The organism is Variovorax sp. RA8 (assembly GCF_901827175.1).
Lineage (GTDB): Bacteria > Pseudomonadota > Gammaproteobacteria > Burkholderiales > Burkholderiaceae_C > Variovorax.
On the sequence record NZ_LR594662.1, the window covers coordinates 1,670,526 to 1,695,710 of the forward strand.

Genomic DNA, 25,185 nt, shown 5'->3' on the forward strand with positions numbered 1-25,185 from the left:
CCATGCCCGTGAATCTCTCCGCCCCCGACCCCGCCGCACTGCACGCGGTGCCCGGCATCCGCATCGGCGTGGCCGAAGCGGGCGTGCGCAAGGCCAACCGCAAGGACCTGACGGTCGTGCTGATCGACGAAGGCGCCGCGGTCGGCGGCGTGTTCACGCAGAACCGCTTCTGCGCCGCGCCGGTCCAGGTCTGCCGCGAGCACCTGCAGAAGGACTTCGGCATCCGCGCGATGCTGATCAACACCGGCAACGCGAATGCCGGCACCGGCGAGGACGGGCTGGCGCGCACCCGCGCCACCTGCATCGCGCTGGCCCGCAAGCTCGAGGTGGCGCCCGAGCAGATCCTGCCCTTCTCGACCGGCGTGATCATGGAGCCGCTGCCCATCGACCGCATCGAGGCCGGCCTGCCGGCCGCGCTGGCCGATGCGCAGCCCGACCATTGGGCGCGCGCCGCCGAAGGCATCATGACCACCGACACCGTGCCCAAGGCCTTCAGCCGGCAGGTGCAGATCGGCGGCGCGACCGTCACCATCACCGGCATCAGCAAGGGCGCCGGGATGATCCGGCCCAACATGGCGACCATGCTGGGCTTCATGGCGACCGACGCGAAGATCGCACCGGCCCTGATGCAGCCGCTGACCAAGGCCCTGGCCGACGCTTCCTTCAACCGCGTGACCATCGACGGCGACACCTCGACCAACGATTCCTTCGTGGTGATCGCGACGCAGAAGGCCGCGCATGCCGCCATCGATTCGCTCGATTCGGCCGATGGCTGCGCGCTGGTCGAGGCCATGCAGGCGGTCGCCCGCCAGCTGGCCCAGGCCATCGTGCGCGACGGCGAGGGCGCCACCAAGTTCATCACCGTGCGCGTGGAGGGCGGCCGCGATGCCGCCGAGTGCCGGCAGGTGGCCTATGCGGTCGCGCACTCGCCGCTGGTCAAGACCGCCTTCTATGCGAGCGACCCGAACCTCGGGCGTATCCTGGCGGCGGTCGGCTACGCGGGCATCGCCGATCTCGACCAGACCGGCATCGATCTCTACCTCGACGACGTGCATGTGGCCGTCAAGGGCGGGCGCAATCCGAGCTATCGCGAGGAAGACGGCCAGCGCGTGATGAAGCAGAGCGAGATCGTCGTGCGCATCGCGCTCGGTCGCGGCGAAGCCGCGGACACGGTGTGGACCTGCGACCTGAGCCATGACTACGTGTCGATCAACGCCGACTACAGGTCATGAATGAGAAGTTCGAACGCCTGATCGAGCGCGCCGAGCAATTGATCGGCCGCATCGAATCCATCCTTCCCCAGCCGCTCGCGGCGCCCGCCGACTGGAACGCCTCCATTGCCTGGCGTTACCGCCGCCGCAGCTCGGGCCATGGCACGCTGGAGCCGGTGCGCCACCTGGCGCCCATGCCGCTCGAAGCGCTGAAGGAAATCGATGTCCAGAAGGAAAAGATCGAGCGCAACACGCGCCAGTTCGTCGAGGGCAAGCCGGCCAACAACGTGCTGCTGACCGGCGCCCGCGGCACCGGAAAGTCCTCGCTGATCCGCGCCTGCCTTCATGCCTATGCGCCGCAGGGCCTGCGCCTGATCGAGGTCGACAAGGCGGAGCTGACCGACCTGCCCGACATCGTCGAGGTGGTGTCGCAGCGATCCGAGAAGTTCATCGTCTTCAGCGACGACCTGAGCTTCGACGAGGGCGAGCCGGGCTACAAGGCACTCAAATCCATCCTCGACGGCTCGGTGGCCGCGGCCACGCCCAACGTGCTGATCTACGCGACCAGCAACCGGCGCCACCTCCTGCCCGAGTACATGAAGGACAACCTCAGCTACACCCACACCGAGGACGGCGAGGTGCACCCGGGCGAGGTGATCGAGGAGAAGATCTCGCTGTCGGAGCGCTTCGGCCTGTGGGTGAGCTTCTACCCCTTCAGCCAGAACGAGTACCTCGCGATCGTCGCGCAGTGGCTGTCCTCCTTCGGCGCCGATGCGAAGACCATCGAAGGCGCACGTGCCGAGGCCCTGGTCTGGGCGCTGGAGCGCGGTTCGCGCAGCGGGCGCGTCGCCTACCAGTTCGCGCGCGACTACGCCGGGCGGCACTGAGCGCGGCGATGGCGGACCAACGCAAGCACACCGAGGTGGCGGTCGGCATCCTGATCCGCGAGGAAGACGAGGCACTGCTGCTGTCGACCCGCCCCGAGGGCAAGCCCTATGCCGGCTACTGGGAGTTCCCGGGCGGCAAGATCGAGAGCGGCGAGTCCATCGAGCAGGCGTTGCGGCGCGAGCTGCACGAGGAGCTGGGCATCACCATCGGCGCCGCCGAGGTCTGGAAGACCACCGAGCACGACTACCCGCACGCGCTGGTGCGCCTGCACTGGTGCAAGGTGCGCGCGTGGCAGGGCGAGTTCGAGATGCGCGAAGGCCAGGCCATGCGCTGGCAGCAGTTGCCGCTGTCGGTGACGCCGGTGCTGCCGGGTGCCTTGCCGGTGCTCGACTGGCTGGCGCAGGAGCGCGGCCTGCCCGGGCCTGCCTACTGAAGCTTGGGGTCGCCGAAGGCCTCGTCGTCGGGCGGGGCCTCCGCCGGCATGCGGAACTCCTCGGTGGCCCAGGCGCCGAGGTCGATGCCCTTGCAGCGTGCGCTACAGAAGGGGCGGTAGGGGTTGCTCGGCCCATAGACGCTGTCGTTGCCGCAGGCCGGACAGCGCACGATGCGCTCGCCGGCGGCTGTCTTCTTGCTCGTCGCCATCGCAGCCCTCAAGCGCAGAGCGTGAGCTCGAAGGGCGTGTCCTCCGTGCTCTGGTGCAGGCGGTCGTCGGCTTCGTGGCGCATCAGCCGCACAGACACCATCAGGCGATTGCCGCTGATCTCGGGGATGAGGCCCAGCCGCGGATCGATGCGCAGCCGCAGCAGCTGGAAGCTGCGGCCCTGCGGCAGGGTCTGCTGGAATTGGCCGCCGGTGGCGATCACCTTGTAGGGCACGTCGGCATCGCGCAGCAGCTTCAGCAGCAGGTAGATCGATTCGGCCAGCGGCGCAAGCGTGGAGGACCAGCGTTCCAGGTCGGCGCGGCGCTCATGGGCCTGGCGGTGCTGCCAGGCGTAGTAGGCGGGCAGGTCGAACTCGCAGGTGCCGCCGGGAATGCTGGCGCGGCTGCGGATGCTCATCAGCCACTCGTTCTCGGTCAGCGCCTGTCCGGCCTTGCCCGGAATCGTGTTGAGCGTCGCGAAGTTGCTTTCGAGCTTGGCGACGATCTGGTCCAGCACCGCCTCGGAAATCGCGGGGTTGCCGCGGTAGCCGTTGAAGACGTTCTTGTGCTTGTCCAGGTCGCGCAGCACGTCGGCCTTGAGGTCGGCGCGCGCAGCCACATCCATGATCTCGAAGATCGTGACCAGCGCGTAGTGGTGGGACAGGGGCGAGTCGGCGGGTACCAGCTCGCCGAGGCGGCGAAACAGGTGCTCCAGCCGCAGGTAGGTCCGGATGCGCTCGTTGAAGGGGTATTCGTAGAGGATCACGTGTATGTGGGGTTCCCGTCGCGGGATGATAAGCCTCTCACGGTGCCTTCGCCTGTGGGACAGGCAGCACTTCACGCACGACGGCCAGCATGTGTTCGCCCAGCGCTATTTGTCCATGCATGGACAGGTGGGTGTCGTTCGAGAAATAGAAGTCCTGGATCTGCGCGCTCTTCTCGCGAGAGAAGGCGTAGAGGTCGGGCCCGAGCTTCGCCTCGACAAAGCCGTTCACGAAGTCTTTCGAGAACTCGGGCTTGAGGTAGACGGTGGCCTTGTTGGGGATCACCATCCACAGCTGCGGGATGGCTGGATGTTGCGCGGCAAAGGTCTTGATGCGGTCGAGGGTGCCCGTGGTCAGCGGGCCATTGCCTTCGTCGTCGACGAAGACCGGCAGCTTGTCGCACTCGCGGTGGGAGAAGTACTTGCAACCTCCCGGGAAGGACCGAACCCAGGTGTTCTTGTTGAACAGGAGGTCGACGCTCGACTTCTTCGCGCGCCACGAGTTGTAGTAGGCCTCCGGGCCGGTATCGAACCGCGCGGTCCAGTTGGGCAGGGCATCGGGGCCGGGAAGCGCGGCGGGCTTGACGAAGGGCTCGAGCCTCGACTCGAAGGGCTTGACGACCTTGTCGCAGGCCTGGCCGCTCACGGTGCGCTCATCGAGCAGGCGCTCCACGCTTTCGAAGATGATCAGCTTGCCCTTGAAGCCCGCGCGCTGGAGCCACTGGTCGAAATCCTTGCACATCACCGTGCCGTATTGGCCCCAGTAGGTGGTGGCGACGCGGTAGCCCGCCTTCACCAGCGAGGCCTGCCAGTAGAGGGTCATCGAGAAGCTGTCGCCGATGACCAGGATGTCGGCCTGGTCGACCGGCGCCGCCTTGAGATAGGCCGGATCGACCGTCGGCGCCGGCTTGGTCCAGCCGAAATCCTCTTCGGCCAGATGGCCGATGCGGGTCAGGTCGCCATAGGGCGGCAGCGTGGTCAGCGAGACGAGCCACATCGCGAACACGGCCACATAGCCGGTGACGAAGATGCGGAGCCAGACTTTTGCGAGCGTCATGTCGCTTTTTTCAGAATTGGAAGTACAGGAAGGGGCTGTAGCCACCCAGCTTCGACACCGCCCAGGCGAACATCAGGAAGCTGCCGGTCGCGATCAGCACCGTCGAGCCCAGGGCCAGCACCCGGTTGCCCGCCACGGCCTGTGGATGAGGCACCCAGCGCTCGAGCGAGATGGTGGGCGGGAAGGCCACGCAGATGAGCAGGCCGATCAGCAGGGTCCTGAAGAACTCGGACTTGCGGTAGGGCACCAGGCCCATCTCGCTGAAGGCGGTGGGCGGCGCCCCGTGCAGGCCCAGCATGCCCTTGTAGACGGCCACCGCCGTGTGCATGCCGTCGGCGCGGAAAACCACCCACGCGATCATCACGCACAGGAAGGTGAGCAGCCAGCCGAACACGCGGGCGACGGGCCCCGCCGGAATGTTGCGCCGCACCTTGGCGTTCCAGAGGTGGTTGACCATCAGGTAGGCGCCGTGCAGCGCGCCCCAGATCACGAAGGTCCAGGCCGCGCCGTGCCAGAGCCCGCCCAGCAGCATGGTAAGGAACAGGTTCAGGTAGCGCCGCGCCGGCCCCTTGCGGTTGCCGCCCAGCGGCACGTACAGGTAGTCGCGCAGGAAGGTCGACAGCGAGATGTGCCAGCGGCGCCAGAACTCGATGATGTTGGTCGACTTGTAGGGCGAGCGGAAGTTGAGCGGCAACTGCACGCCCAGGCACATCGAGAGGCCGACCGCCATGTCCGAATAGCCCGAGAAGTCGAAGTAGATCTGCAGCGTATAGGCGAGCACGCCGAACCACGCCGTGTAGAGCGTGGGGGCCATGCCGTTGTGGGCGCCGTTGAACATCAGGTCGGAGTACTGGCCCATCGGGTCGGCGATGAGCAGCTTCTTGGCCAGGCCGAAACTGAAGATCGCCAAACCCACGGCCACCTTGTGCGGGTCGGCCTTGTAGGTCCCCGGGTTGGCGAACTGCGGCATCATCTGCGCGTGGTGCAGCACCGGGCCCGCGATCAGGTGCGGGAAGTAGGTGACGAACAGGGCGTAGTGGATGAAGCTGCGCTCGTGCACCTTGCCCTGCCAGCAATCGACCAGGAAGGCGATCTGCGTGAAGGTGTAGAACGAGATCCCGATCGGCAGCGCAATGTGCAGCATCGAGATGGGCGAGAAGCCCGCGGCCGCCAGGCCCTCGTTGACGTTCGAGACGAAGAAGTTCGCGTACTTGAAGACCGCCAGCACGCCGAGGTTGACCACCAGGGCGACGATCAGCAAACGCTTGCGCTGGGCGTCCTCGCGTCCCGGCCCGGGCGTGAGCCGCAGCCCGAACCAATAGTTGATGCAGATCGAGCCGATCAGCAGCGGCATCGCCTTGACGCTCCACCAGCCGTAGAAGAACAGCGAGGCGAGGGCCAGGAAGCCGGCGGCAGCGCGTGCGTTGCGTTTGCCGATCAGGAAGAAGCCGAGCAGGACGATCGGGAAATAGACGAAGAGAAACGCGTGCGAATTGAAAAGCATCTCGGATGGGGCGGACGCGCTGGCCTCGTGCGCCGTCTTCTTCTGTTCGATGGGGGAGCTGCCGCCGGGGCGGCAAGCCCTGCATTATCGCTGGGCAGCGCGATGCCAGGGCAGAGCGCGGACTTCCAGCGCGAGTTCCTCGAGCGACAAGGCTTCGTTGAAGATCACCGCGTCGGCGGCCGCCCGCCGCGCACTGCGCGGCGCCTGCTGCGCGATCACGGCCCGCACGGCTTCGGGGGTCCAGCCCGAGCGCGCGATCACGCGCTGCAACTGGGTCTCTTCGGTGGCGTCGACCACCAGCACGCGGTCGACCAGGGCACGCCAGCGCCCGGATTCGACCAGCAGGGGCACGTCGAAGACGATCAGCCCCGGCCCGGCGGCGGCCGCCTGTGCTTCGCACTCCGCGCCGATCGCAGGATGAAGAATGGCCGTGAGCCGCTCTTTCGCTGCCGGGTCCGCAAACACCAGCTCCCGCATGCGGGAGCGGTCCATGCTGCCGTCGGCGGCGACGAAGGAGGACCCGAAGGCGGCTTCGATCGCCGGCATCGCGGCGCCTTGCGGCTGGGTGATGGCGCGTGCAATGGCGTCGGTGTCGATCAGCGTCGCGCCGTCGGCGACCAGGATGGACGCGACCGTGCTTTTGCCGCTGCCGATGCCGCCGGTCAGGCCGATGCGCAGGCTCAGGGCGTCAGAGCGCCCAGGGGAAAGGCGAAGGGAATCCATTGCCGCACAGTATCGGGCCCGGCGACGAGGCACACGAGCCCTGCCCCTGCCAGGAAGGGGCCGAACGAGATCGGAACATCCTTGTGGGCCAGCTTGCCGATCAGCAGCAGGAGGGCGCCGAGGATGGCGCCGACCAGGGACGAGACCAGCACGATCGCGATGAGATAGTCGGCGCCCAGCCAGGCGCCCAGCCCCGCCAGCAGCTTGAAGTCGCCGTAGCCCATGCCCTCCTTGCCGGTGGCGAGCCGGTAGGCGTGATAGACCAGCCAGAGGCTCAGGTAGCCGAACACGGCACCCCAGACCGCGGAGGCGAGCGGCACGCCGGTCAGGCCTGCTGCCGCGCCGATGAGGCCCAGCCACAGCAGCGCATAGTTGAGCGAGTCGGGCAGGTACTGCGTGTCCAGGTCGATCAGGAACTGGCAGACCAGCAGCGCCGCGAAGGCGGCCCACAGCGCGGCGGCCGGCGACAGCCCGTAGCGCCAGGCGCACAGCGCGAACAGCGCCGCGGTGACCAGCTCCACCAGCGGGTAGCGCGGGCTGATCGGCGTCTTGCAGGCGCTGCAGCGTCCGCGCAGCAAGAGGTAGCTGAGCACCGGCACGTTCTCGTACCAGCGGATCGCGTGGCCGCAATGCCCGCAGCGCGAGGCCGGGCGGGCCAGGGTGAAGGGGGGCAGGGCGTCCACCGCCTCGGCCGCCTCGCCGGCGGCGGCTTCGAGCCGGGGAGGCGTGTTCGATTTCGGCCCGAACACCAGGCTCCACAACGAGGGCACGCCGTCGACCTTCATCAGGTTGCCTACGGCCTCGCCCAGCCACTGCCGGTACATCATGATCGGCGTGCGGTAGATCACCACGTTGAGGAAGCTGCCGACGAGCAGCCCCAGCACGCCGGCCAGCGCGGCGTCGGCCCCCTGCGACACCAGCATCAGACGACCTGGCCGAGCTTGAAGATGGGCAGGTACATCGAAACCACGATGCCGCCGATGATCACCCCGAGGAACACGATGATGATCGGCTCCATCAGGCTCGACAGGCCCGCGACCATGTCATCGACCTCCGACTCGTAGAAATCGGCAGCCTTGCCCAGCATGTGGTCGATGGAGCCGGACTCCTCGCCGATGGCCGTCATCTGCAGCACCATCGAGGGAAACAGGCTGGCGTTGGTCATGGCCATCGTCAAGCTGGTGCCCGTCGAGACTTCCTGCTGGATCTTGACCGTGGCGTCGCCGTACACCGTGTTGCCCGAGGCGCCGCCCACGGAATCGAGGGCTTCCACGAGCGGCACGCCCGCCGCGAACATGGTGGACAGGGTGCGGGTCCAGCGGGCCACGCAGGATTTCTCGATCAGCGCACCGAAGATCGGCACGCGCAGCAGCAGGCGGTCCATGAAGCGCTGGACGCGCTCGTTGCGCTTCCAGGCCTGGAAGAAGAAGTACAGCCCGCCGCCGATCACGCCGAAGATCAGCCACCAGTAATCGACGAAGAACTCGCTCATGCCCATCACGAAGAGCGTCGGCGCCGGCAGGTCGGCGCCGAAGGAGGTGAACACCTGCTTGAAGGCCGGGATCACGAAGATCATGATGATCGCCACCACCACGAAGGCCACCACGACCACCGAGGTGGGGTACATCAGCGCCGACTTGATCTTCGACTTGATGGCCTCCGTCTTCTCCATGTAGGTGGCCAGGCGGTCGAGCAGTTCTTCCAGGATACCGGCGGCCTCGCCGGCCTCGACCAGGTTGCAGTAGAGGTTGTCGAAGTACTTCGGGAACTTGCGGAAGGCGGCGGACAGCGAGGTGCCGGTCTCGACATCGCTGCGGATGTCGTTGAGCAGCTTGGCCACACTCGGGTTGGCATTGCCGCGGCCCACGATGTCGAACGCCTGCAGCAGCGGGACGCCGGCCTTCATCATGGTCGCCAGCTGGCGCGTGAAGATGGCGATGTCCTTGGGCTTGATGGCCTTGCCGGCGCGCATGCGCCGCTTCTTGATCTTCGAGGCGAGCACGCCCTGGCGGCGCAATGCGGCCTGGACCTGGTTCTCGCCTGCGGCGCGGATCTCGCCGCGCACCACCTTGCCGTTGCGGTCCTTGCCTTCCCACTCGAAGACGTATTCCTTGAGCGTCGTCCGGGATGCTGCTGCTGTTGCCATTCGATGTCCGCTTCTCTATTCGTTGGTGACCGCGAGCACTTCTTCGAGGGAAGTCAGGCCCTGCATGACCTTGCGCAGCCCGGAACTGCGCAGGGAGCGCACACCCTCGGCCTCGGACTGCCGGGCGATCTCGAGCGCGCTTCCGTCGCGCAGGATGATCTTCTGGATTTCCTCGGAGATCGGCATCACCTGGTAGATGCCGACGCGGCCCTTGTAGCCGCCGTTGCAAGACGGGCAGCCGACGGGCTTGTAAGGCTTCCACGTGCCGTCGATGTCGCGGTCCTTGAAGCCGGCTTCGAGCAGTGCTTCCCGGGGCACCTCGGTCGGCGCCTTGCACACGGTGCACAGGCGGCGCGCGAGCCGCTGCGCGGTGATCAGGATCACGCTGGAGGCGATATTGAAGGGCGCGATGCCCATGTTGCGCATCCGTGTCAGCGTGGTCGGGGCATCGTTGGTGTGGAGGGTCGACAGCACCAGGTGGCCGGTCTGCGCGGCCTTGATCGCGATGTCGGCGGTTTCCAGGTCGCGTATTTCGCCGACCATGATGATGTCCGGGTCCTGCCGCAGGAAGGCGCGCAGCGCGGCTGCGAAGGTCAGCCCCGCCTTGTCGTTGACGTTGACCTGGTTGACCCCGGGCAGGTTGATTTCGGACGGGTCCTCGGCCGTGGCGATGTTGACGCCCGGCTTGTTCAGCAGGTTCAGGCAGGTGTAGAGCGAGACCGTCTTGCCCGAGCCCGTCGGCCCGGTGACCAGCACCATGCCGTAGGGGCGGCCGATGGCCTGCATCAGCCGCTCTTTCTCGTCGGCGTCGTAACCCAGGGCGTCGATGCCCAGGCGCGCGCTGCTCGGGTCGAGGATACGCACCACGATTTTCTCGCCGAACAGCGTGGGCAAGGTGCTGACGCGGAAGTCGATCACCCGGTCCGGGCCGATCTTGAGCTTCATGCGGCCGTCCTGCGGCACGCGCTTCTCGGAGATGTCCAGCCGCGAGATCACCTTGATGCGCGAGGCCAGCTTGTCCTTGATGACGGTGGGCGGGGTCGCGATCTCGCGCAGCTCGCCGTCGATCCGGAAGCGCACGCGGTACTGGTGCTCGTAGGGCTCGAAGTGGATGTCCGACGCACGCATGCTGAAGGCGTCGAGCAGCATCTTGTGCAGGAAGCGGACGACCGGTGCATCCTCCACCTCGGCGATCGCCGCTTCGTTCGCGTCGGTGCTCTCGGCGATCGAGGAGTCGTCGAATTCGAACTCGGCGCCGACGATGCTGTCGATGGTTTCGGCGGCGCTCACGGCCGCCGCCTCGATCATGCGCGAGAGCTTGTCGTACTCGGCAACGACCCAATCCACGCCCATCTGCGACGCGAACTTTATTTTTTCCGCCGCCTGCTGGTCCGAGGGGTCGGCTGTTGCGACGATGAGACGATTGTTGCGCTTGCTGAGCACCACGACCCGGTACGCCTGGCACAGCTTGGAGTCAAGCAGGTCCTTGGGCAGGCGCTGGGAATCGACGGCGTCGAGGTCGAGCAGGGGGGCGCCGAAGGCGCTCGACAGGGTGTGGGCGAGATCCGCCGCAGAGACCGCGCCGGTGCCGGTCAGCTCGGCAATGAAGCTGCTTCGCCCGCTAAGGGACTTCTGATAGATCTCCTCCGCCGTCTTCGCCGGCAACTTGCCGGCGGAGATCAAGGCGCGCGCCAGCCCGGGCAGGGCGATCGATGCGCTTTCTTTGGAGAGAGGTTCAGCAGCGGCCATTCAGTGAATGTAACAAGACGTGAAAAAGCGTCACGATCATCGCTGATCGCCCCGGGGCTGTAAACCGCTCCAATTGGACCGGAGCGCGCAGCATTTTGCGTTTACGGCCGGAAGGACGTGTCGGAAACGAACAAGTCGGGGTCAATGGGCCTGCGATTCCGGGAGGGCGCGATCGGCACAGCCGATGCTGGAGGCCTCCCCGGAAAAATCGAAACAGGCGCCTGGGGCCCTTTCTGAAATTTCCGACCTTATCCAGCGTTCGAAGAAGGCGCCAGTTTAGGCCCAAACAGGGCAAACGGCTCGTTGTCCAGGGGTGCGTGCCTGCCCTGTGGCGGCCACGCATCGAGTCCGCCATGAACTATCTGGCCGCCTCCACCTTCAGGCGCTCATTGGGCAACTCGCCGAACATTTCCGGCGCATAGAGAGCCTCGACGCGGCTGGGCGGCAGCGCGAATTCGCCGACGTTGTTCAGTCGCACCGTGTATTCCATCTTCACCACGCCCTTGGGCAGGTATTCGTAATAGCTGCGGAAGGCCTCGAAGCTGCGCTCCTCGAAGGCCGGCGAGCCGGGGCCGGAACGCTTCTCGCCCTGCGTCGCGATCCGGGAATCGCGGCCCAGGCCGCTGCCGAGAATGGTGGCGCCGCCGGGGACCGGGTCGGTGATCGCGACCCAGGTCATGTCCGCGCTGGCGTTGACCTCCAGGCTCACCCGCAGCACGTCGCCGCGCGTGTAGAGGCCCTTGACCGCCTGCTCCACCGGCGTCACGGTCTTCCTGATCGCATAGCCGGCGGCGAACGGCGCCTTGAGTTGGACCGCCGCGACGGACTGCAGCGTGAGCCACGGCTTGCCGCTGCCGCTCTGGGTGACCAGCAGCGTGTCGCGCGCGGCCGGGGTGCCGGCCGGCCAGGGGAGGAACATGCTGTTGTTGCGCAGGTTGCCGGGGGCTGCGGGGGCGCCGAAGGCGGTCGTCCGGTTCGGCGCTCCGCCCGGGTCGCCGGTCGTGACGCGCTCGACCTTGCTCCAGTCCACCTGCGCCTTGGCATTGCCGAAGTTGGCGGCGGTGATGCCGGCGACAGGCGTGTTCTCGAACTCCCTGGAAAACTTCTCGAGCGCCAGGCCGCCCCACAGATTGGCCGTCGTCGTGTGCCAGGCGCCTTTCTGCTGGCGGCCGATGAAGCCGCTGGCCAGCCGGCCGAGGTCCTCCTTCCAGGCCGGATCGTCCAGCACCGCGAGCAGCAGGCGCGCGGTGTTGACGTCGCCGTTGGCCATCAGCCACCACCAGTAGTCGTCGCGCTCGGTGCTGAAGATCAGCTTCGTGCCCTGGTAGCTCAGGCGGGCCTTCAGCACGTTGTTCGCCTCTTCCAGCCGCTGCTGGCGCTGCGGCACGTCGGGCACGCGCTTGAGGATGTTCAGCCAGTCGACCACCGCGCTGGTCGGCCACTGGTTGGGCGCGATGGCGATGCTGCCGGTCATGCGGCCCTGCACCTTGCCGTAGCGCGAGAGCGCTTCCAGGGCCGCGAGCTTGCGCACGTCCAGGTCCTTGCGCGGGCTCCAGAACTCACGCTGGATGCGGCCTTCGACGAAGGCGATCAGGCCCTGTTCCATCGGAGCGCGTGCCGCGTCGGGCAGCGCGAAGGCCGGGTCGAGCGTGGCCGCCTCGTGGGCCGCGGCGAGCAGGTAGGCCGTCAGGATGTCGCTGCCGCGGTTGGCATCGCCGTCGCGCGGGGGGAAGTAGTTGGCCAGGCCGTCGCCGTCCAGGTAGCCGGGCAGCTGCGCGACCACGGCCTGCCAGGCCTTGCCGTCGCGCAGGCCGATGGACTTGCTGGCCTTCTGCTCCAGGCAGGCGTAGGGGTAGGCGGCGAACCAGTCGCGCACGCCCGTCAGTCCCTCGGCCAGGCGCGGCTGCAGCGAAAGCCTGAGCCCCCCGCGGCCGGGCAGGGCGTCGGCCGGCGGCGCGACGTCGAGGGTGAAGGGACCGTCGAGCTGCACGAGCGTGGCCTGCTGCACCGTGAGCGGCACCGCGGGCACGATGCGCTGGCGCACCTTGAGCGCGTCGCGCGCGCCGCCGATCTGGTCCTTCGCCTCGATCTCCCACAGGAGCGCCTCGGCGCGCGTCTGCGCCAGCTGCGCCGGGGCGGTCACCGTCCAGGCCAGCTCGCGGGCCTCGCCAGGCGGGATGTCGATCGTTTGAGGCTCGAGCGTCAACAGCGTGGCGCGTGGCGCCGCCTCCACCTTCATTGCCTTCTGCGTGGTATTGCGCAGGGTGATCTGGGCGCGGAACTGGTCGTCCTCGCGCACCAGCGGCGGCAGGCCGCTGATGATCTGCAGGTCCTGCGTGGCCTGGATCGATGCCTGGCCGGTGCCGAAGAGGCCGGTGCCCGCATCCGCCACCGCGACGATCCTGAAGGTGGTCAGGGCGTCGTTGAGCGGCACCGTCACCTGGGCCCGGCCGTCGGCGTCGAGCACCACCGCCGGGTTCCACAGGAGCAGGGTGTCGAGCAGCTCGCGCGTCTGGCCCTTGCCGCCGCCGCCCCCCGCCGGCACCGCCTTGCGGCCGTAGTGCCGACGGCCCACGATCTCCATCTGCGCGGTGGAGGTGGAGACGCCCCAGCTGCGCCGCTGCAGCATCGCCTCGAGGAGCTGCCAGCTGTCGTTGGGCATCAGCTCCAGCAGGGCCTGGTCGACGGCGGCCAGCGCCACCTCTGCACCCGCAGCGGGCTTGCCGTCGGGCAGCCGGGCCGAGATCGTGACCAGCGCCTTGCCGCGCACGGGGTAGGTGGGCTTGTCGCTTGCCACCTTCACGTCGAGCTGGTGGGCCTGCGTGCCGACGCGGATCTCGGCCAGCCCGAGCCGGAAGGCCGGCTTGCTCAGGTCGACCAGCGCGGTCGGCGCCACGTATTCCTTGCCCTCGTACCAGAAGGCGGTCCACCATTCGCGCGGCGCCCTGAAGCCCCAGGTGAAGAAGCTGTACCACGGCACCTCGCGCAGCCGCCCCCGCAGCGCGAGCACGCTCACGTAGGCGTTGGGGCCCCATTCGGGCTTGACCTGCAGCGTGACCGTCGGGTCCTTGCCGTCCAGCCGGACGACCTGTGTCTCGATCACGCCCTCGCGCTCGACCGACACCAGCGCCGTCGCGAAGCGGAAGGGGCTGCGCACCTGGAAGCGGGCGGTCTCGCCGGGCTGGTAGTTCTTCTTCTCCGGCAGCACGTCGATGCGGTCATGGTCCTCGCCGCCGAACCAGAGCTCGCCCTGGCGGGTGACGTACACCGAGCTCGCGGCGCGGCTGTCGCGCCCGTCCTTGTCGGTGGCGCTGGCGATCAGCTCGACCTGGCCGGACTCCTTGAGCTCGGCCTCGCACAGCAGCAGGCCGCGCGCATCGCTCTTGCCGCTGCAGACGGTGCCGATCTCTTTCACCTCGGTCTTGTTGTCGTAGGTATAGAAGCCGCCCACCATGCGTTTGCGGCTGGTGGTGGTGGTGCGCGCGATGGCGCGCACGTTGAGCGTCACGCCCTCCTGCGGCTTGCCCGCGAGGTCCAGGGCCAGCGCCTGGAATTTCAATTTCTGGCCGGTCGAGACCCAGCCCTCGGTCTTGATGCCGGCGATCACGGCCGCCGGCCACAGCGTCTGCACGCTGCGCAGCGTCTGCACTTCGCCATTGGGGTCGGCGTAGGTGGCTTCGAGCAGCAGCTCGCGTGGCGTCGCCTTGGCCAGCGGGATCTTCTCGATGGTGAGCTTGCCGGCGCCGGTCTTGTCGAGCGTCAGCGGCAGCTTGTCCGCCACCACGCGCAGCTCCTGCGACGTGGAATCCGATTCCTCGGCATCGGCCGCTGCCAGCCCCTCCTTGCGCGGCGGCGCGAAGCTGAAGCTGTCGAAGTCGGCAAAGGACAGGCCCTTGGCCCGGACCGCCGCCGACACGCGCACGGGCAGGTTGACGGCGCCGCCGCCCGCGACATAGTTGATCTGCACGTCGGTGGGCAGCGAGGTCGCGGCCACCAGCGGCTTCTTCTCCGCCGGCGCGATGCGGCCCTCGAGCACCGGCAGCCGGAACTCCTCGACCCGGAACTGACCGGTGGCGTAGCTGCGCTCGCCGCCGTCCCCGCTGTCTGCACCGCTGCTGCCGTTGCCGTTGCGCAGCTCGACCTGGTAGAGGCCCAGCTTGGCCGCCGGCGGGATCGCGAAGGTGTTTTCGCCGCTCTGCCCGCCGGTCGCGGTCTTGCGCCATGCGAGCGGCTGGGTGTACTGCTGGCCGCTGCCCACATGCGTCACGACCAGCGTATCGGGCAAGGTCTTCGGCAGGCCGAAGCCCCCGCTCGTCTGGGTGCGGATCAGGTGCTTCATCGACACCGTCTCGTCCGCGCGCAGCAGCGTGCGGTCGAACACCGTGTGGGCCACCCGGTCGGGCTCGGGCTCCAGGCTGGTGGGCACGTTGAAGCGCCAGGGCTCGATGCCGCGCTGCCAGTCGCTCCAGGTGAAGGCGAGGTCTTCCACGCCGCCCTCGTCCTTGGCGCGGGCGCTCACGAAGTAGGCGTCGCCGCCGTAGTCCTCCTCGCTGGAGCAACTCGGCGGGGTGGGCGGGATACCCGCCAGCCGCACCAGCCCGCGCGCATCGGTCGTGCCGGCAGCGATCTCCTTGCCGTTGCAGTCCGAGACCCGCACCGCCGCATTGGGGACCACCTTGCCCTTGTCGAGCGTGGTGACCCAGGCCAGCGCGTTCTCGCGCCCCAGCTTGAAATGCACGGCCAGATTGGTGGCCAGCGCCGTGGTGCGCACGTACATCGTGCGGCCGGCGCCGTAGCGCTCGTCGAGCAGCGTGTCGCCCAGCTTCTGCGATGCGATCTCCAGCACATGGAAGCCGGGCGTGAGCGGGATCCCGATCACCTCGAAGGGCCGTGGGTCCCCGCTTTCTGCCCTGGGCATGTCGAGGGTCTTCACGCCAGACTGGCCACCGAGCAGCGAGACCATGCGGGTCTGGACGTTCTCGCGGTCGTCCTTGTCGATCACCTTCGGCAGCGCTCCCTTCGCGTCGCGCGCCGCCTGCGTGCGCGCGATCGTGTAGTTGCTGTCGTAGCGCCGCACCTTGCGGAACCAGGCAATGATGTCCGCGTCGGTCTTCGGATTCATGTCGCTGACCTTGCCGGGCGTCAGCGCCTGCACCTGCAGTGCCGGCTCGACGCGCCGCACGGTGACCGGCATCAGCGCCGTGCCGCCCGGCTCGGCCAGGCGCTCGACCACGCCGAACGGAGAGGCCGCGAACTTGGCCAGCGGCGGCATGGCGCCGGTCGCGACCTTCAGCGGAAAGCTGCCGGGCGACGCCAGGGCGCGGCCCGATGCGTCCTCGAACCCGGCCGGCAGCGTGATCGTGAAGGACGTCTGCTCGGCGAAGGGCGGCGGGAAGCTCGCCGAATCGACCACCGCGTCCTCGTCCCTGGAGGTGTTCTCGTCGTCGAACTTCGGCTTGATCGTCTTGCCGCCGCCCTCTAGCGTGACCTGTGCCGCCAGCTTGCGCGCCACCGGCGAATTGAACTGCAGCACCAGCGGCTTGAGCGGCAGGCAGGCCGACTGCGCGTTCTCGCGTTCGCAGCTGAAGGAGACGGCGAAGGGCTCGCGCACCTCGAAGTTCAGGCGCCGCTCGACCGCGTTGGCCACGCCGGAGGGCGTGGCCACGCCCTTGCCGTAGACCAGCTGCAGGCGCCCGCCCGGGCTCAGCCGCCGGTTGCACTGCAGCGTGACGAAGCGCAGCGGTGTCTTCCCGGCCTCCCTGTCGCGGCCGAAGGCCTTGAGCAAGGCCTGGCGCTGCTCGCCTTCGACCAGCCGGACGGGGATGCGCTCGCCCACGCCGTCGGCCTGGCACCAGATGTTGGCGCGCACGCTCTCCAGCGTGGCCGGGCCGTTGAGCTCGAGCATGAACTGCTGCTCTTCGTCGATCTTGCCGTAGCTGGGCTGCCAGCTCCGCACGAAGGGGCCGCCGCTGGAGAACTGGTAGCGCTCAGGCCCGGTGAGGTCGGCGCCCGAGGCCGACTTGAAGCCTGCGACCCGCGTGACCGTGCAGCGCACGCCCGGCGGCAGGTCGTTCTCGAAATCCCAGACCCACTGCTTATCGCCGGTCCAGCGGCCGGTACCCTTGCCGGCCTGCGCGTCGCTGCAGCTCACCGCCAGCGGCGCCGCTGCCTTGGGATCGCCGAAATTGACGGCCGCCTGGTCGAACCTGGCGACCACCTGGCGGATCCGGGCCACTTCCCCTTGCGGCGTGAGGCTGGCGATCTGCAGCGCGTGCGCGCAGAGGGCGCACAGGCTCAGCGCAAAGGCGGCGAAGGTCCGCGTCATTGTTCTCGTTTTCAACAGCTTCTCCTTTGGGGGCGCAGCGTAGCGCAACTCCGGCACGCCATAGGCGTCCACTATGATCGATCGATATGAAACTGCTGTTCAGCCATCCCGCAGGCAACCAGAACGTGCGCGCCATGCTCGACGGGCTGGAGGCCGCCGGCATGCTCGCGCGTTTCGCGACCACCGTGGCGGTGGAGCCGGACAACGTCGCCCTGAAGCTCGTGCCCCAGGGCCTGAGCCGCGACCTGCTGCGGCGCCGCTTCAACATTCCCCGCGAGAAGATCCTGCAACACCCCTGGCGCGAACTGGCGCGGGCGGTCTGCTCCCGTGCCGGCTGGAACTACTGGCTGCGGCACGAGGAGGGCTTCGCCTCCATCGACGGCGTGCTGCAGGACTTCGACCGCTTCAGTGCCCGCGCGCTGCCCCGGCTGCACGAGCGCTTCGGCGTCGGCGCCGTCTACACCTACGAGGACTCCGCCCTCGACACCTTCCGGGCCGCCAAGGCCCTGGGCGTGAAATGCGTGTACGACCTGCCGATCTCCTATTGGGAGGTGGGCCGCAAGCTGATGGAAGAGGAGGTCGAGCGCCTGCCGGCCTGGGTCGAGGCGATGGGCGGCGGCATGTCCGATTCGCCGGCCAAGCTGGAGCGCAAGGCGCGCGAGCTGGAACTGGCGGACCTGGTGGTGGTGCCCAGCCGCTTCGTGGCCGACTCGCTGCCGGCCTGGGCCGGGCAGAAGGCGCGGGTGCTGTCGCCCTTCGGCTCGCCGCTGCCCGCGGCCACGGCCTCGCGCAAGACGGTGGACCCCTCGAAGCCGCTGCGCGTGCTCTTCGTGGGCTCGATGGGGCAGCGCAAGGGACTGGGCGACCTGTTCCAGGCCATGCACCTGCTCAAGGGCGAGAACATCGAGCTGGTCGTCATGGGCTCGCTGCTCAACGAGCCCGCCTTCTACCGCGGCCAGTACGCCGACTTCACGCACGAGAAGGGGCGCCCTCATGCCGAGGTACTGGCCCTGATGCGCAGCTGCGACGTGTTCTGCCTGCCCTCGCTCTACGAAGGACGCGCCCTGGTGATGCAGGAGGCGATGAGCCAGGGCCTGCCAATCGTCATCACCCCCAACACCGGCGGCGATGACCTGGTGATCGAGGGCAAGACCGGCTTCCTGGTGCCGATCCGCTCGCCGGAGAAGATTGCGGAGAAGCTCGCATGGTTCAACCAGAACCGGCAGGAACTCCCGGCCATGAGCGAGGCGGCCGTGCAGCATGCGGCCAGCTACACCTGGAAGAAATACAGCGAGGTCGTGATCGACGCCATCCGCAAGCTGGCGTAGCACCGAAAGCACCCGCGTCCATGCCGGGTGCCGAGCTCCGATGAAGCGCTACTGGGAAATCGACGCACTGCGCGGGCTCATGCTCGTGCTGATGACCTTCACGCACCTGCCCACGCGTTTCACCGATCCGCTGGGGCAGCCCTTCGGCTTCGTCTCCGCGGCCGAGGGCTTCGTGCTGCTCTCGGCCTTCGTCGCCGGCCTGGTCTACACCCGCATCAGCGACCGTCAGGGCGTGGATGCCATGCGCCGCGCTTTCTGGCGGCGCGCGCTCAAGGTCTACCTGGCACAGGCCGCGACGCTACTCTTCCTTTTCACCATCATCACCCGCGTCGGCTTGCGCATCGACCAGGCGGCGGTGAAGAACCTGCTGGCCTTCTACCTCGCGCATCCGCTCGAGGGCTTCGGCTATTCGCTGCTGCTGGTGTACGAGCCCGCGCTGCTCGACATCCTGCCGATGTACATCTTCTTCATGCTGATGAGCCCCTGGGTGCTCGCCTTCGCGCTGCGCCACGGCTGGACGGGTGTGATGGTGGCGAGTGCCGTCTTTTGGGGGCTGGCCCAGTTCGGCTTCAGCGAGTGGCTGTATGGGCTGGCGGTGAACTACCTGCACCTGCCGGTGCCGTTTCGTGAGATGGGAGCGTTCAATGCCTTCGCGTGGCAGTTCCTGTGGTTCGCAGGACTGTGGATGGGCGCTAGCCGGCATGCGCCCGATGCCGAGCCGTTCCGCTTTCCGAAGTGGCTGGTGGCGCTGGCAGTGGGGGCGGCGCTCTACGGCCTCTGGTGGCGCCACCACGGCATCCATGGCCAGGCGCCCTTCGGCGGCGACGAGGCCATGAACCTGCTGTTCGACAAGTGGCAGCTCGGCCCGCTGCGCATCGTCAATCTGGTGGTGCTGGGCATCGTGGCGATGCGCTTCGGTCCCGGCCTGATGCGGCGCATTCCGCGCCCGCACCGGCTGGAGGCCATGGGCTCGGCCTCGCTGCCGGTTTTCTGCGCGCACCTGGTGGCGGTGCTGCTGGTGCTGGCCTTCTACGGCGACAGCCAGACCGCGCGGCCCTGGTGGGGTGACGTCCTGCTGCTGGGCGTGGTGTTCGCGTGGCTCTACGGGGTGGCGCGGGCGGCGCTGTGGTGGAGCGGGTGGCGGCGCAGCCGAGGCGGCTACCGCGGTGCCGGCGCTGTCGACAGCTCGGCCTGATTCCCCGGCCGCGCCAGCTGCGCGCCGATGACCGAGCGCCAGAGCCGGTAGCCCTCGTCGTTCAGGTGCAACTGGTCGCGGATGAACAGCTCGGGCCGCGCGCGGCCGTCCGCGCCCAGCATGGGCGTGAAGATATCGATGTACTCGCTGTTGGGCAGCCGCCGCAGATAGGCCGCGACGATGTCGTTGGTCTCCCGCATCTGCGGCAGCAGCTTCTCGCGCGAGGGGCTGGGCTTGATCGAGATATAGCTGATGCGCGCATCCGGCAGCTCGGCGCGCACGGCGTTGGCGAACTGAGCGAAGCTCTCCAGCACCTGGATCGGCGTGCGGCCCTCGGCCAGGTCGTTGTCGCCCGCATAGACCAGCACGTGGCGCGGCTTGTAGCGCAGCACGAGCTCGCGCACGAAGAAGCTGCAGTCGGCCATGGTCGAGCCGCCGAAGCCGCGGTTGATGACCACCGGCAGCTGCGGAAAGTCCTGCGCGAGCCGGGTCCAGAAGCGGATGGTGGAGCTGCCGACGAAGACCACGCCCCCCTCGCTGGGCCACTGCTGCCGGTCGGCGGCGTCGAAGGCCGAGAGCTCGGCGCGCCAGCGTGCCTGCGCCGCGAGGTAGGCGGCGGGGGAGGCGGCGGCATCGACATCGGTGGATTGGGCCTGCGAGGCACACGCCGCGAGCAAGAGCGCGATCGACAGCAGGAGCCGGCGAGCCGCCCTGACGGGCGGAGCAGCATTCATCACAACCATGGAATACAAGAGAAGAGTTCCGATTGCATCGTGCGGTCGATTCCGCGCCGGCGCGTCGGAGGATGTTAACGGTGCGCTTGCGATTCCGATGACCGCGGCCGGCGGCAATTCCCTGAATCCAATCGCGATCGCGCTACGTACTGAGGTGGGGCCGCCATTGCGCTCATGCCAGCGTCCGCCAACATCCCTGCACCCGCATTCATACGAAAGGAACAGACCATGACCTTGCGCCTCCTCGCCCTCCTCGCAGCCGCCGCCAGCCTCGCCGCTTGCTCCGGCATGGGCATGAACAAGCCCATGGCGTATTCGCAAGCCGGCCTCCCCGACGCCGTCAAGGTGCCCACCGGCCACCAGGTCGCGATGGAAACGGTCGGCGCGGGCGACATCACCTACGAATGCCGCGCCAGGGCCAACGCGCCCGGGCAGCACGAATGGGTCTTCGTCGGCCCCGACGCCCGCCTGCTGGACCGCGGCGGCAGGCAGGTCGGCAAGTACTACGGCCCGCCGGCCACCTGGGAGAGCATGGACGGCTCCCGCCTCACGGGCAGCCAGGTCGCGGTCGCGCCCAACGGCAGCGGCAACATCCCCTACCAGCTCGTGAAGGCCAACCCGGCGACGGGCAGCGGTGCGATGCAGGGGGTGAGCTACATCCAGCGCGTGGCCACCCAGGGCGGCACGGCGCCGGCCGCGGCTTGCAGCGCGGCGTCGGCGGGGCAGAAGCAGGTGGTGAAGTACCAGGCCGACTACATCTTTTACCGCGCGATGTGAGCGGTGTTGCACGGCGCCGCGCATCGGCGGCGGCCGTGCACGAATCGATACCCGTGCTCTGGCGCTTCTGCAGGTTGCGCTGCGACCCCGGTCAGCGAGCGACGTAGCCCGCCAGGTGCTTGCCGGTCAGCGTCGAGCGCCCGGCGACAAGGTCGGCCGGCGTGCCCTCGAAGACGATCCGGCCGCCGTCGTGGCCGGCGCCGGGGCCGAGGTCGACGATCCAGTCCGCGTGCGCCATGACCGCCTGGTGGTGCTCCACGACGATGACCGACTTGCCGGCGTCGACGAGCCGGTCGAGCAGGCCCAGCAGTTGCTCGACGTCGGCGAGGTGCAGGCCGGCGGTCGGCTCGTCGAGCACGTAGATGCCGCCCTTCTCGGCCATGTGGGTCGCCAGCTTGAGCCGCTGCCGCTCGCCGCCGGACAGCGTGGTCAGCGGCTGGCCGAGGCTGAGGTAGCCCAGGCCCACCTCCTCCAGCCGTTCGAGAATGGCATGCGCGGCTGGCGTGCGCGCCTTTCCGGCGCCGAAGAATTCCCTGGCCTCTGCCACCGGCATGGCGAGCACCTCGCTGATGTCACGGCCGCCGAGGTGGTGCTCCAGCACCGATGCCTGGAACCGCTTCCCCTCGCACTCCTCGCACGGGGTGGCGACGCCGGCCATGGCGCCCAGGTCGGTGTAGATGACGCCGGCGCCGTTGCAGTTGGGGCAGGCGCCCTCGGAGTTGGCGCTGAAGAGTGCCGGCTTCACGCCGTTGGCCTTCGCGAAGGCTGTGCGGATGGGGTCGAGCAGTCCGGTGTACGTCGCGGGGTTGCTGCGTCGCGAGCCGCGGATCGCGGCCTGGTCGATGGTCACGACGCCTGCGCCGGCGGGAATCGATCCGTGCACGAGCGAGCTCTTGCCGGAGCCCGCAACGCCGGTGACGACGACCAGCACCCCGAGCGGGATGTCCACGTCCACGTTGCGCAGGTTGTGCGTCTTCGCGCCGCGGATCGGAAGCACGCCCGTGGGCTTGCGCACCTTCTGCTTCAGGGAGGCACGGTCGTCGAAATGCCGGCCGGTGAGGGTGCCGCTGGCCCGCAGTCGCTCGACACTGCCCTCGAAGCACACGGTGCCGCCCGCCGTCCCCGCGCCGGGGCCGAGGTCGACGACGTGGTCGGCGATCACGATCGTCTCCGGCTTGTGCTCCACGACGAGCACCGTGTTGCCCTTGTCGCGCAGCCGCAGCAGCAGCTCGTTCATCCGCTGGATGTCGTGCGGGTGCAGCCCCGTGGTGGGCTCGTCGAAGACGTAGGTGACATCGGTGAGCGCGGAGCCGAGGTAGCGGATCATCTTGACGCGCTGCGCCTCGCCGCCCGACAGCGTGCCCGACGGCCGGTCGAGCGAGAGGTAGCCCAGCCCGATTTCCACGAACGAGTCGAGCGTCTGCGCCAGCGCGGCGAGCAGCGGCGCCACCGAAGGCTCGTCAAGGCCGCGCACCCATTCGGCCAGGTCGCTGATCTGCATCGCACAGGCGTCGGCGATGCTGATCTTCTTGATTCTCGAGGACCGCGCGGCTTCGCTGAGCCGGGTGCCGCCGCACTCGGGACAGGTGCTGAACGTCACCACCCGCTCGACGAACGCGCGGACGTGCGGCTGCAACGTATCGACATCCTTGGACAGGAAGGACTTCTGGATCTGCGGGATGACGCCCTGGTAGGTCAGGTTGATGCCGTCGACCTTGATCTTGGTCGGCTCCTTGTGGAGCAGGTCGTGCAGCTCTCTCTTGGTGAACTTGCGGACCGGCTTGTCCGGGTCGAAGAAGCCGCAGCCGCGGAAGATGCGGCCGTACCAGCCGTCCATGCTGTAGCCGGGGATGATGAGCGCGCCCTCGTTGAGGGACTTGCTGTCGTCGTAGAGCGCGGCCATGTCGAAGTCGCTGACCGAGCCCATGCCCTCGCAGCGGGGACACATGCCGCCGGTGCGGCTGAAGCTTTGCTTCACGGTCTTGCCGGCACCGCGTTCGATCGTGATCGCGCCGCTTGCCCGGACCGAGGGGACGTTGAAGGCGAACGCGTTGGGCGAACCGACGTGCGGCTTCCCGCGCCGGCTGAAGAGGATGCGCAGCAGCGCGTTGGCGTCGGTGGCGGTGCCGACCGTCGAGCGCGCGTTGGCGCCCATCCGCTCCTGGTCGACGATGATCGCGGTCGTCAGCCCTTCGAGCACGTCGACCTCGGGCCGCGCCAGTGCCGGCATGAAGCCCTGTACGAAGACGCTGTAGGTCTCGTTGATCAGCCGCTGGGATTCCGCGGCGATCGTGCCGAACACCAGCGAGCTCTTGCCCGAGCCGGAGATGCCGGTGAACACCGTGAGCCGGCGCTTCGGGATCTCGATGCTGACGTCCTTCAGGTTGTTCACGCGCGCGCCGTGCACGCGGATCAGGTCGTGGCTGTCGGCGGCTGGTGGCGCAGGAGACCGGGTGTCGGTTTTCTTGGTCCTGCTCATTGTGCCGGGCGCAGCTCCTGCAGGCGCACCAGGCTGCCCGCGGGATCGCGGAAGGCACAGTCGCGAACGCCGTACGGCTGCTCGGTCGGCTCCTGGACGACCTCGGCGCCGCCGGCCTGCAGCCGTTCGAACGCGCCATCGAGGTCGTGGGTCGCGAGGAGGAGGGTGGCGAAGGTGCCCTTGGCCATCATCTCGGCGATGGTGCGGCGCTCGTCGTCGGTGATGCCGGGACTGGCAGCCGGCGGGTACAGGACGATGGACGTGCCGGGCTGCCCGGCCGGGCCCACCGTGATCCAGCGCATGCCGTTGTAGCCCACGTCGTTGCGCACCTCGAAACCGAGGGTGTCGCGATAGAAGGCCAGGGATGCTTCCGGGTCGTTGTGCGGCAGGAAGCTCGAGTGGATGGTGATGTCCATGGTGTCAGTCTCTTTGCATGATGGTGCCTGTGGCCGCCAGTCTATGGCGGCTCGCCGGGCGTCGCTTCTCGAATCCTGATCGGTCGCGTCACCTGCTTCGCCACGCACGGCGGGATTCCTGCGGCCTCGCGCGTCCGCTCGCGCCGATAGGCGCTGGGCGGCACACCGACCAGTTCGGTAAAGCGGGTGCTGAAGGTTCCCAGCGATGCGCAGCCGACCTCGAAGCAGACCTCGGTGACGCTGAGGTCGCCGCGGCGCAGCAGCGCCATCGCCCGCTCGATGCGGCGCGTCATCAGGTAGCTGTACGGCGACTCGCCATAGGCAAGCCGGAACTGCCGGCTGAGATGGCCAGCCGACATGCCCGCGTCGCGGGCGAGCGCCTCGACGTTCAGCGGTTGCGCGTACTCCCGGTCGATCCGGTCGCGAACGCGGCGCAGCCGGGCGAGGTCGCGCAGGCGCTGCGTCGAGGCGGGGCTGGGTGTCATCTTCACGATCGTGCCATGCCGCCCCGGAGTGCTCAAGCGTGGCGGGCGGGGCGTGACGGCGCAGCAGGCAAGGGCAGTGCCACGAGCGGTCGTCGGGTTGCCGATACGATTCGGCACAACGAGGAGTGTGAATATGCAATCAGCCGGTGCCGCCACCTTCGACGAAGCCTATTACCGGCGCTACTACTTCGACAAGAAGACCAAGGTGGTGGACCCGCAACATGTCGAGCGCTTGGGCGCGTTCGTCTGCGCCTACCTGCGCTACCTGCGCGTGCCTGTAAGGCGAGTGCTGGACGTCGGGTGCGGCATCGGGCTGTGGCGCGACATCGTGGCGCGGCAATTCCCATTGGCCAGTTACCACGGCGTGGAGTTCAGCGAATACCTGTGCGGGCGCTACGGATGGGAGCGCGGCTCGGTGGTGGACTACCAGGCGGGGAAGCCTTTCGACTTCGTCATCTGCCAGGGCGTGCTGCCCTATCTCAGCCCGCCGGATTTGAAGCGCGCCTTGCGCAACTTCAGCCTTCTGAGTCAGGGCGCCCTGTATGTGGAGGCCGTGACGCGCGAGGACTTCGCGCGCGACATCGTGGATGAAGACCTGACAGACCCGCACATCTTTCGCCACAGCGCCGAGGTGTACCGGCGCGGCCTTTCGCGTCACTTCCAGGAGGTGGGCGGCGGCGTGTGGCTGAGCCGGCAAGCCGAACTTCCACTGTTTGCCCTGGAGTGCGCAGCAGAATGACGTCTCCCCGGAATTGCTGCAGGCGA

At 68.1% G+C, this 25,185-nt stretch carries 20 protein-coding genes; 7 read left to right on the forward strand and 13 right to left on the reverse strand.

Going from position 1 to position 25,185, the window contains the following annotated elements; all coding sequences use genetic code 11:
- Positions 1-2 precede the first annotated feature (2 nt).
- From argJ to E5P3_RS07990, 3 genes are read left to right on the forward strand one after another with little or no spacing between them, the layout of a single operon-like run.
- A complete protein-coding gene (gene argJ, locus E5P3_RS07980) occupies positions 3-1,232 on the forward strand; it encodes a bifunctional glutamate N-acetyltransferase/amino-acid acetyltransferase ArgJ (RefSeq protein ID WP_162585484.1) in 1,230 nt (409 codons plus the stop codon).
- Positions 1,229-2,098, forward strand: a complete 870-nt coding sequence (locus tag E5P3_RS07985; protein ID WP_162585485.1) for an ATP-binding protein — start codon at positions 1,229-1,231, stop codon at positions 2,096-2,098. Before argJ ends, E5P3_RS07985 begins: the two co-directional genes overlap by 4 nt.
- 8 nt (positions 2,099-2,106) lie before the next feature.
- Positions 2,107-2,532, forward strand: a complete 426-nt coding sequence (locus E5P3_RS07990) for an NUDIX domain-containing protein (RefSeq protein WP_162585486.1) — start codon at positions 2,107-2,109, stop codon at positions 2,530-2,532.
- Here E5P3_RS07990 and E5P3_RS07995 read toward each other — a convergent pair.
- The 9 genes from E5P3_RS07995 to E5P3_RS08035 form a co-directional block, all read right to left on the reverse strand.
- Positions 2,526-2,741, reverse strand: a complete 216-nt coding sequence (locus E5P3_RS07995) for a DNA gyrase inhibitor YacG (RefSeq protein WP_162585487.1) — start codon at positions 2,739-2,741, stop codon at positions 2,526-2,528. The two genes, E5P3_RS07990 and E5P3_RS07995, sit on opposite strands and share 7 nt — an antisense overlap.
- Before the next feature lie 8 nt (positions 2,742-2,749).
- Positions 2,750-3,505 (reverse strand): cell division protein ZapD, encoded by a 756-nt coding sequence (zapD, locus tag E5P3_RS08000; protein ID WP_068679953.1) that lies wholly within the window; start codon positions 3,503-3,505, stop codon positions 2,750-2,752.
- A gap of 37 nt (positions 3,506-3,542) precedes the next feature.
- Positions 3,543-4,559: an HAD family hydrolase gene (locus E5P3_RS08005; protein WP_162585488.1), complete on the reverse strand. Its 1,017-nt coding sequence runs from the start codon at positions 4,557-4,559 to the stop codon at positions 3,543-3,545.
- A gap of 10 nt (positions 4,560-4,569) precedes the next feature.
- A complete protein-coding gene (locus E5P3_RS08010; RefSeq protein WP_162585489.1) occupies positions 4,570-6,063 on the reverse strand; it encodes an MBOAT family O-acyltransferase in 1,494 nt (497 codons plus the stop codon).
- An 84-nt stretch (positions 6,064-6,147) separates the two neighbouring features.
- Entirely contained in the window at positions 6,148-6,786 is a 639-nt protein-coding gene (gene coaE, locus E5P3_RS08015) for a dephospho-CoA kinase (protein ID WP_162585490.1), read from the reverse strand.
- Entirely contained in the window at positions 6,744-7,709 is a 966-nt protein-coding gene (locus E5P3_RS08020; protein WP_162585491.1) for a prepilin peptidase, read from the reverse strand. Before E5P3_RS08020 ends, coaE begins: the two co-directional genes overlap by 43 nt.
- Positions 7,709-8,932, reverse strand: a complete 1,224-nt coding sequence (locus tag E5P3_RS08025) for a type II secretion system F family protein (protein WP_162585492.1) — start codon at positions 8,930-8,932, stop codon at positions 7,709-7,711. The genes E5P3_RS08020 and E5P3_RS08025 overlap by 1 nt, the downstream gene beginning before the upstream one ends.
- A gap of 15 nt (positions 8,933-8,947) precedes the next feature.
- Positions 8,948-10,681 carry a type IV-A pilus assembly ATPase PilB gene (gene pilB, locus E5P3_RS08030; RefSeq protein ID WP_162585493.1) on the reverse strand — a complete coding sequence of 578 codons (1,734 nt, stop codon included), beginning with the start codon at positions 10,679-10,681 and terminating at the stop codon, positions 8,948-8,950.
- Positions 10,682-11,039: 358 nt separating this feature from the next.
- Positions 11,040-17,006, reverse strand: a complete 5,967-nt coding sequence (locus E5P3_RS08035) for an alpha-2-macroglobulin family protein (RefSeq protein WP_162589585.1) — start codon at positions 17,004-17,006, stop codon at positions 11,040-11,042.
- 86 nt (positions 17,007-17,092) lie between these two features.
- Between E5P3_RS08035 and E5P3_RS08040 the strand changes: the two genes are divergently transcribed.
- Positions 17,093-18,334 (forward strand): glycosyltransferase family 4 protein, encoded by a 1,242-nt coding sequence (locus tag E5P3_RS08040; RefSeq protein ID WP_162585494.1) that lies wholly within the window; start codon positions 17,093-17,095, stop codon positions 18,332-18,334.
- 40 nt (positions 18,335-18,374) lie between these two features.
- Complete coding sequence (gene opgC, locus E5P3_RS08045; protein WP_162585495.1) at positions 18,375-19,529, forward strand: OpgC domain-containing protein; 1,155 nt, start codon at positions 18,375-18,377, stop codon at positions 19,527-19,529.
- On the opposite strand, the gene E5P3_RS08050 is transcribed toward opgC, so the two are convergent.
- Positions 19,493-20,263, reverse strand: a complete 771-nt coding sequence (locus E5P3_RS08050; protein ID WP_162585496.1) for an SGNH/GDSL hydrolase family protein — start codon at positions 20,261-20,263, stop codon at positions 19,493-19,495. The genes opgC and E5P3_RS08050 overlap by 37 nt on opposite strands.
- A gap of 228 nt (positions 20,264-20,491) precedes the next feature.
- Between E5P3_RS08050 and E5P3_RS08055 the strand changes: the two genes are divergently transcribed.
- Positions 20,492-21,040 carry a DUF3455 domain-containing protein gene (locus tag E5P3_RS08055; protein ID WP_162585497.1) on the forward strand — a complete coding sequence of 183 codons (549 nt, stop codon included), beginning with the start codon at positions 20,492-20,494 and terminating at the stop codon, positions 21,038-21,040.
- Positions 21,041-21,131: 91 nt separating this feature from the next.
- Here E5P3_RS08055 and E5P3_RS08060 read toward each other — a convergent pair whose 3' ends face one another.
- From E5P3_RS08060 to E5P3_RS08070, 3 genes are read right to left on the reverse strand one after another with little or no spacing between them, the layout of a single operon-like run.
- Complete coding sequence (locus E5P3_RS08060; RefSeq protein ID WP_162585498.1) at positions 21,132-23,519, reverse strand: ATP-binding cassette domain-containing protein; 2,388 nt, start codon at positions 23,517-23,519, stop codon at positions 21,132-21,134.
- Entirely contained in the window at positions 23,516-23,935 is a 420-nt protein-coding gene (locus E5P3_RS08065) for a VOC family protein (protein WP_162585499.1), read from the reverse strand. The genes E5P3_RS08060 and E5P3_RS08065 overlap by 4 nt, the downstream gene beginning before the upstream one ends.
- 41 nt (positions 23,936-23,976) lie before the next feature.
- Entirely contained in the window at positions 23,977-24,420 is a 444-nt protein-coding gene (locus E5P3_RS08070; protein WP_162585500.1) for a helix-turn-helix transcriptional regulator, read from the reverse strand.
- 133 nt (positions 24,421-24,553) lie between these two features.
- Between E5P3_RS08070 and E5P3_RS08075 the strand changes: the two genes are divergently transcribed.
- A complete protein-coding gene (locus E5P3_RS08075) occupies positions 24,554-25,159 on the forward strand; it encodes a class I SAM-dependent methyltransferase (protein WP_162585501.1) in 606 nt (201 codons plus the stop codon).
- The last annotated feature ends 26 nt before the right edge of the window (positions 25,160-25,185 follow it).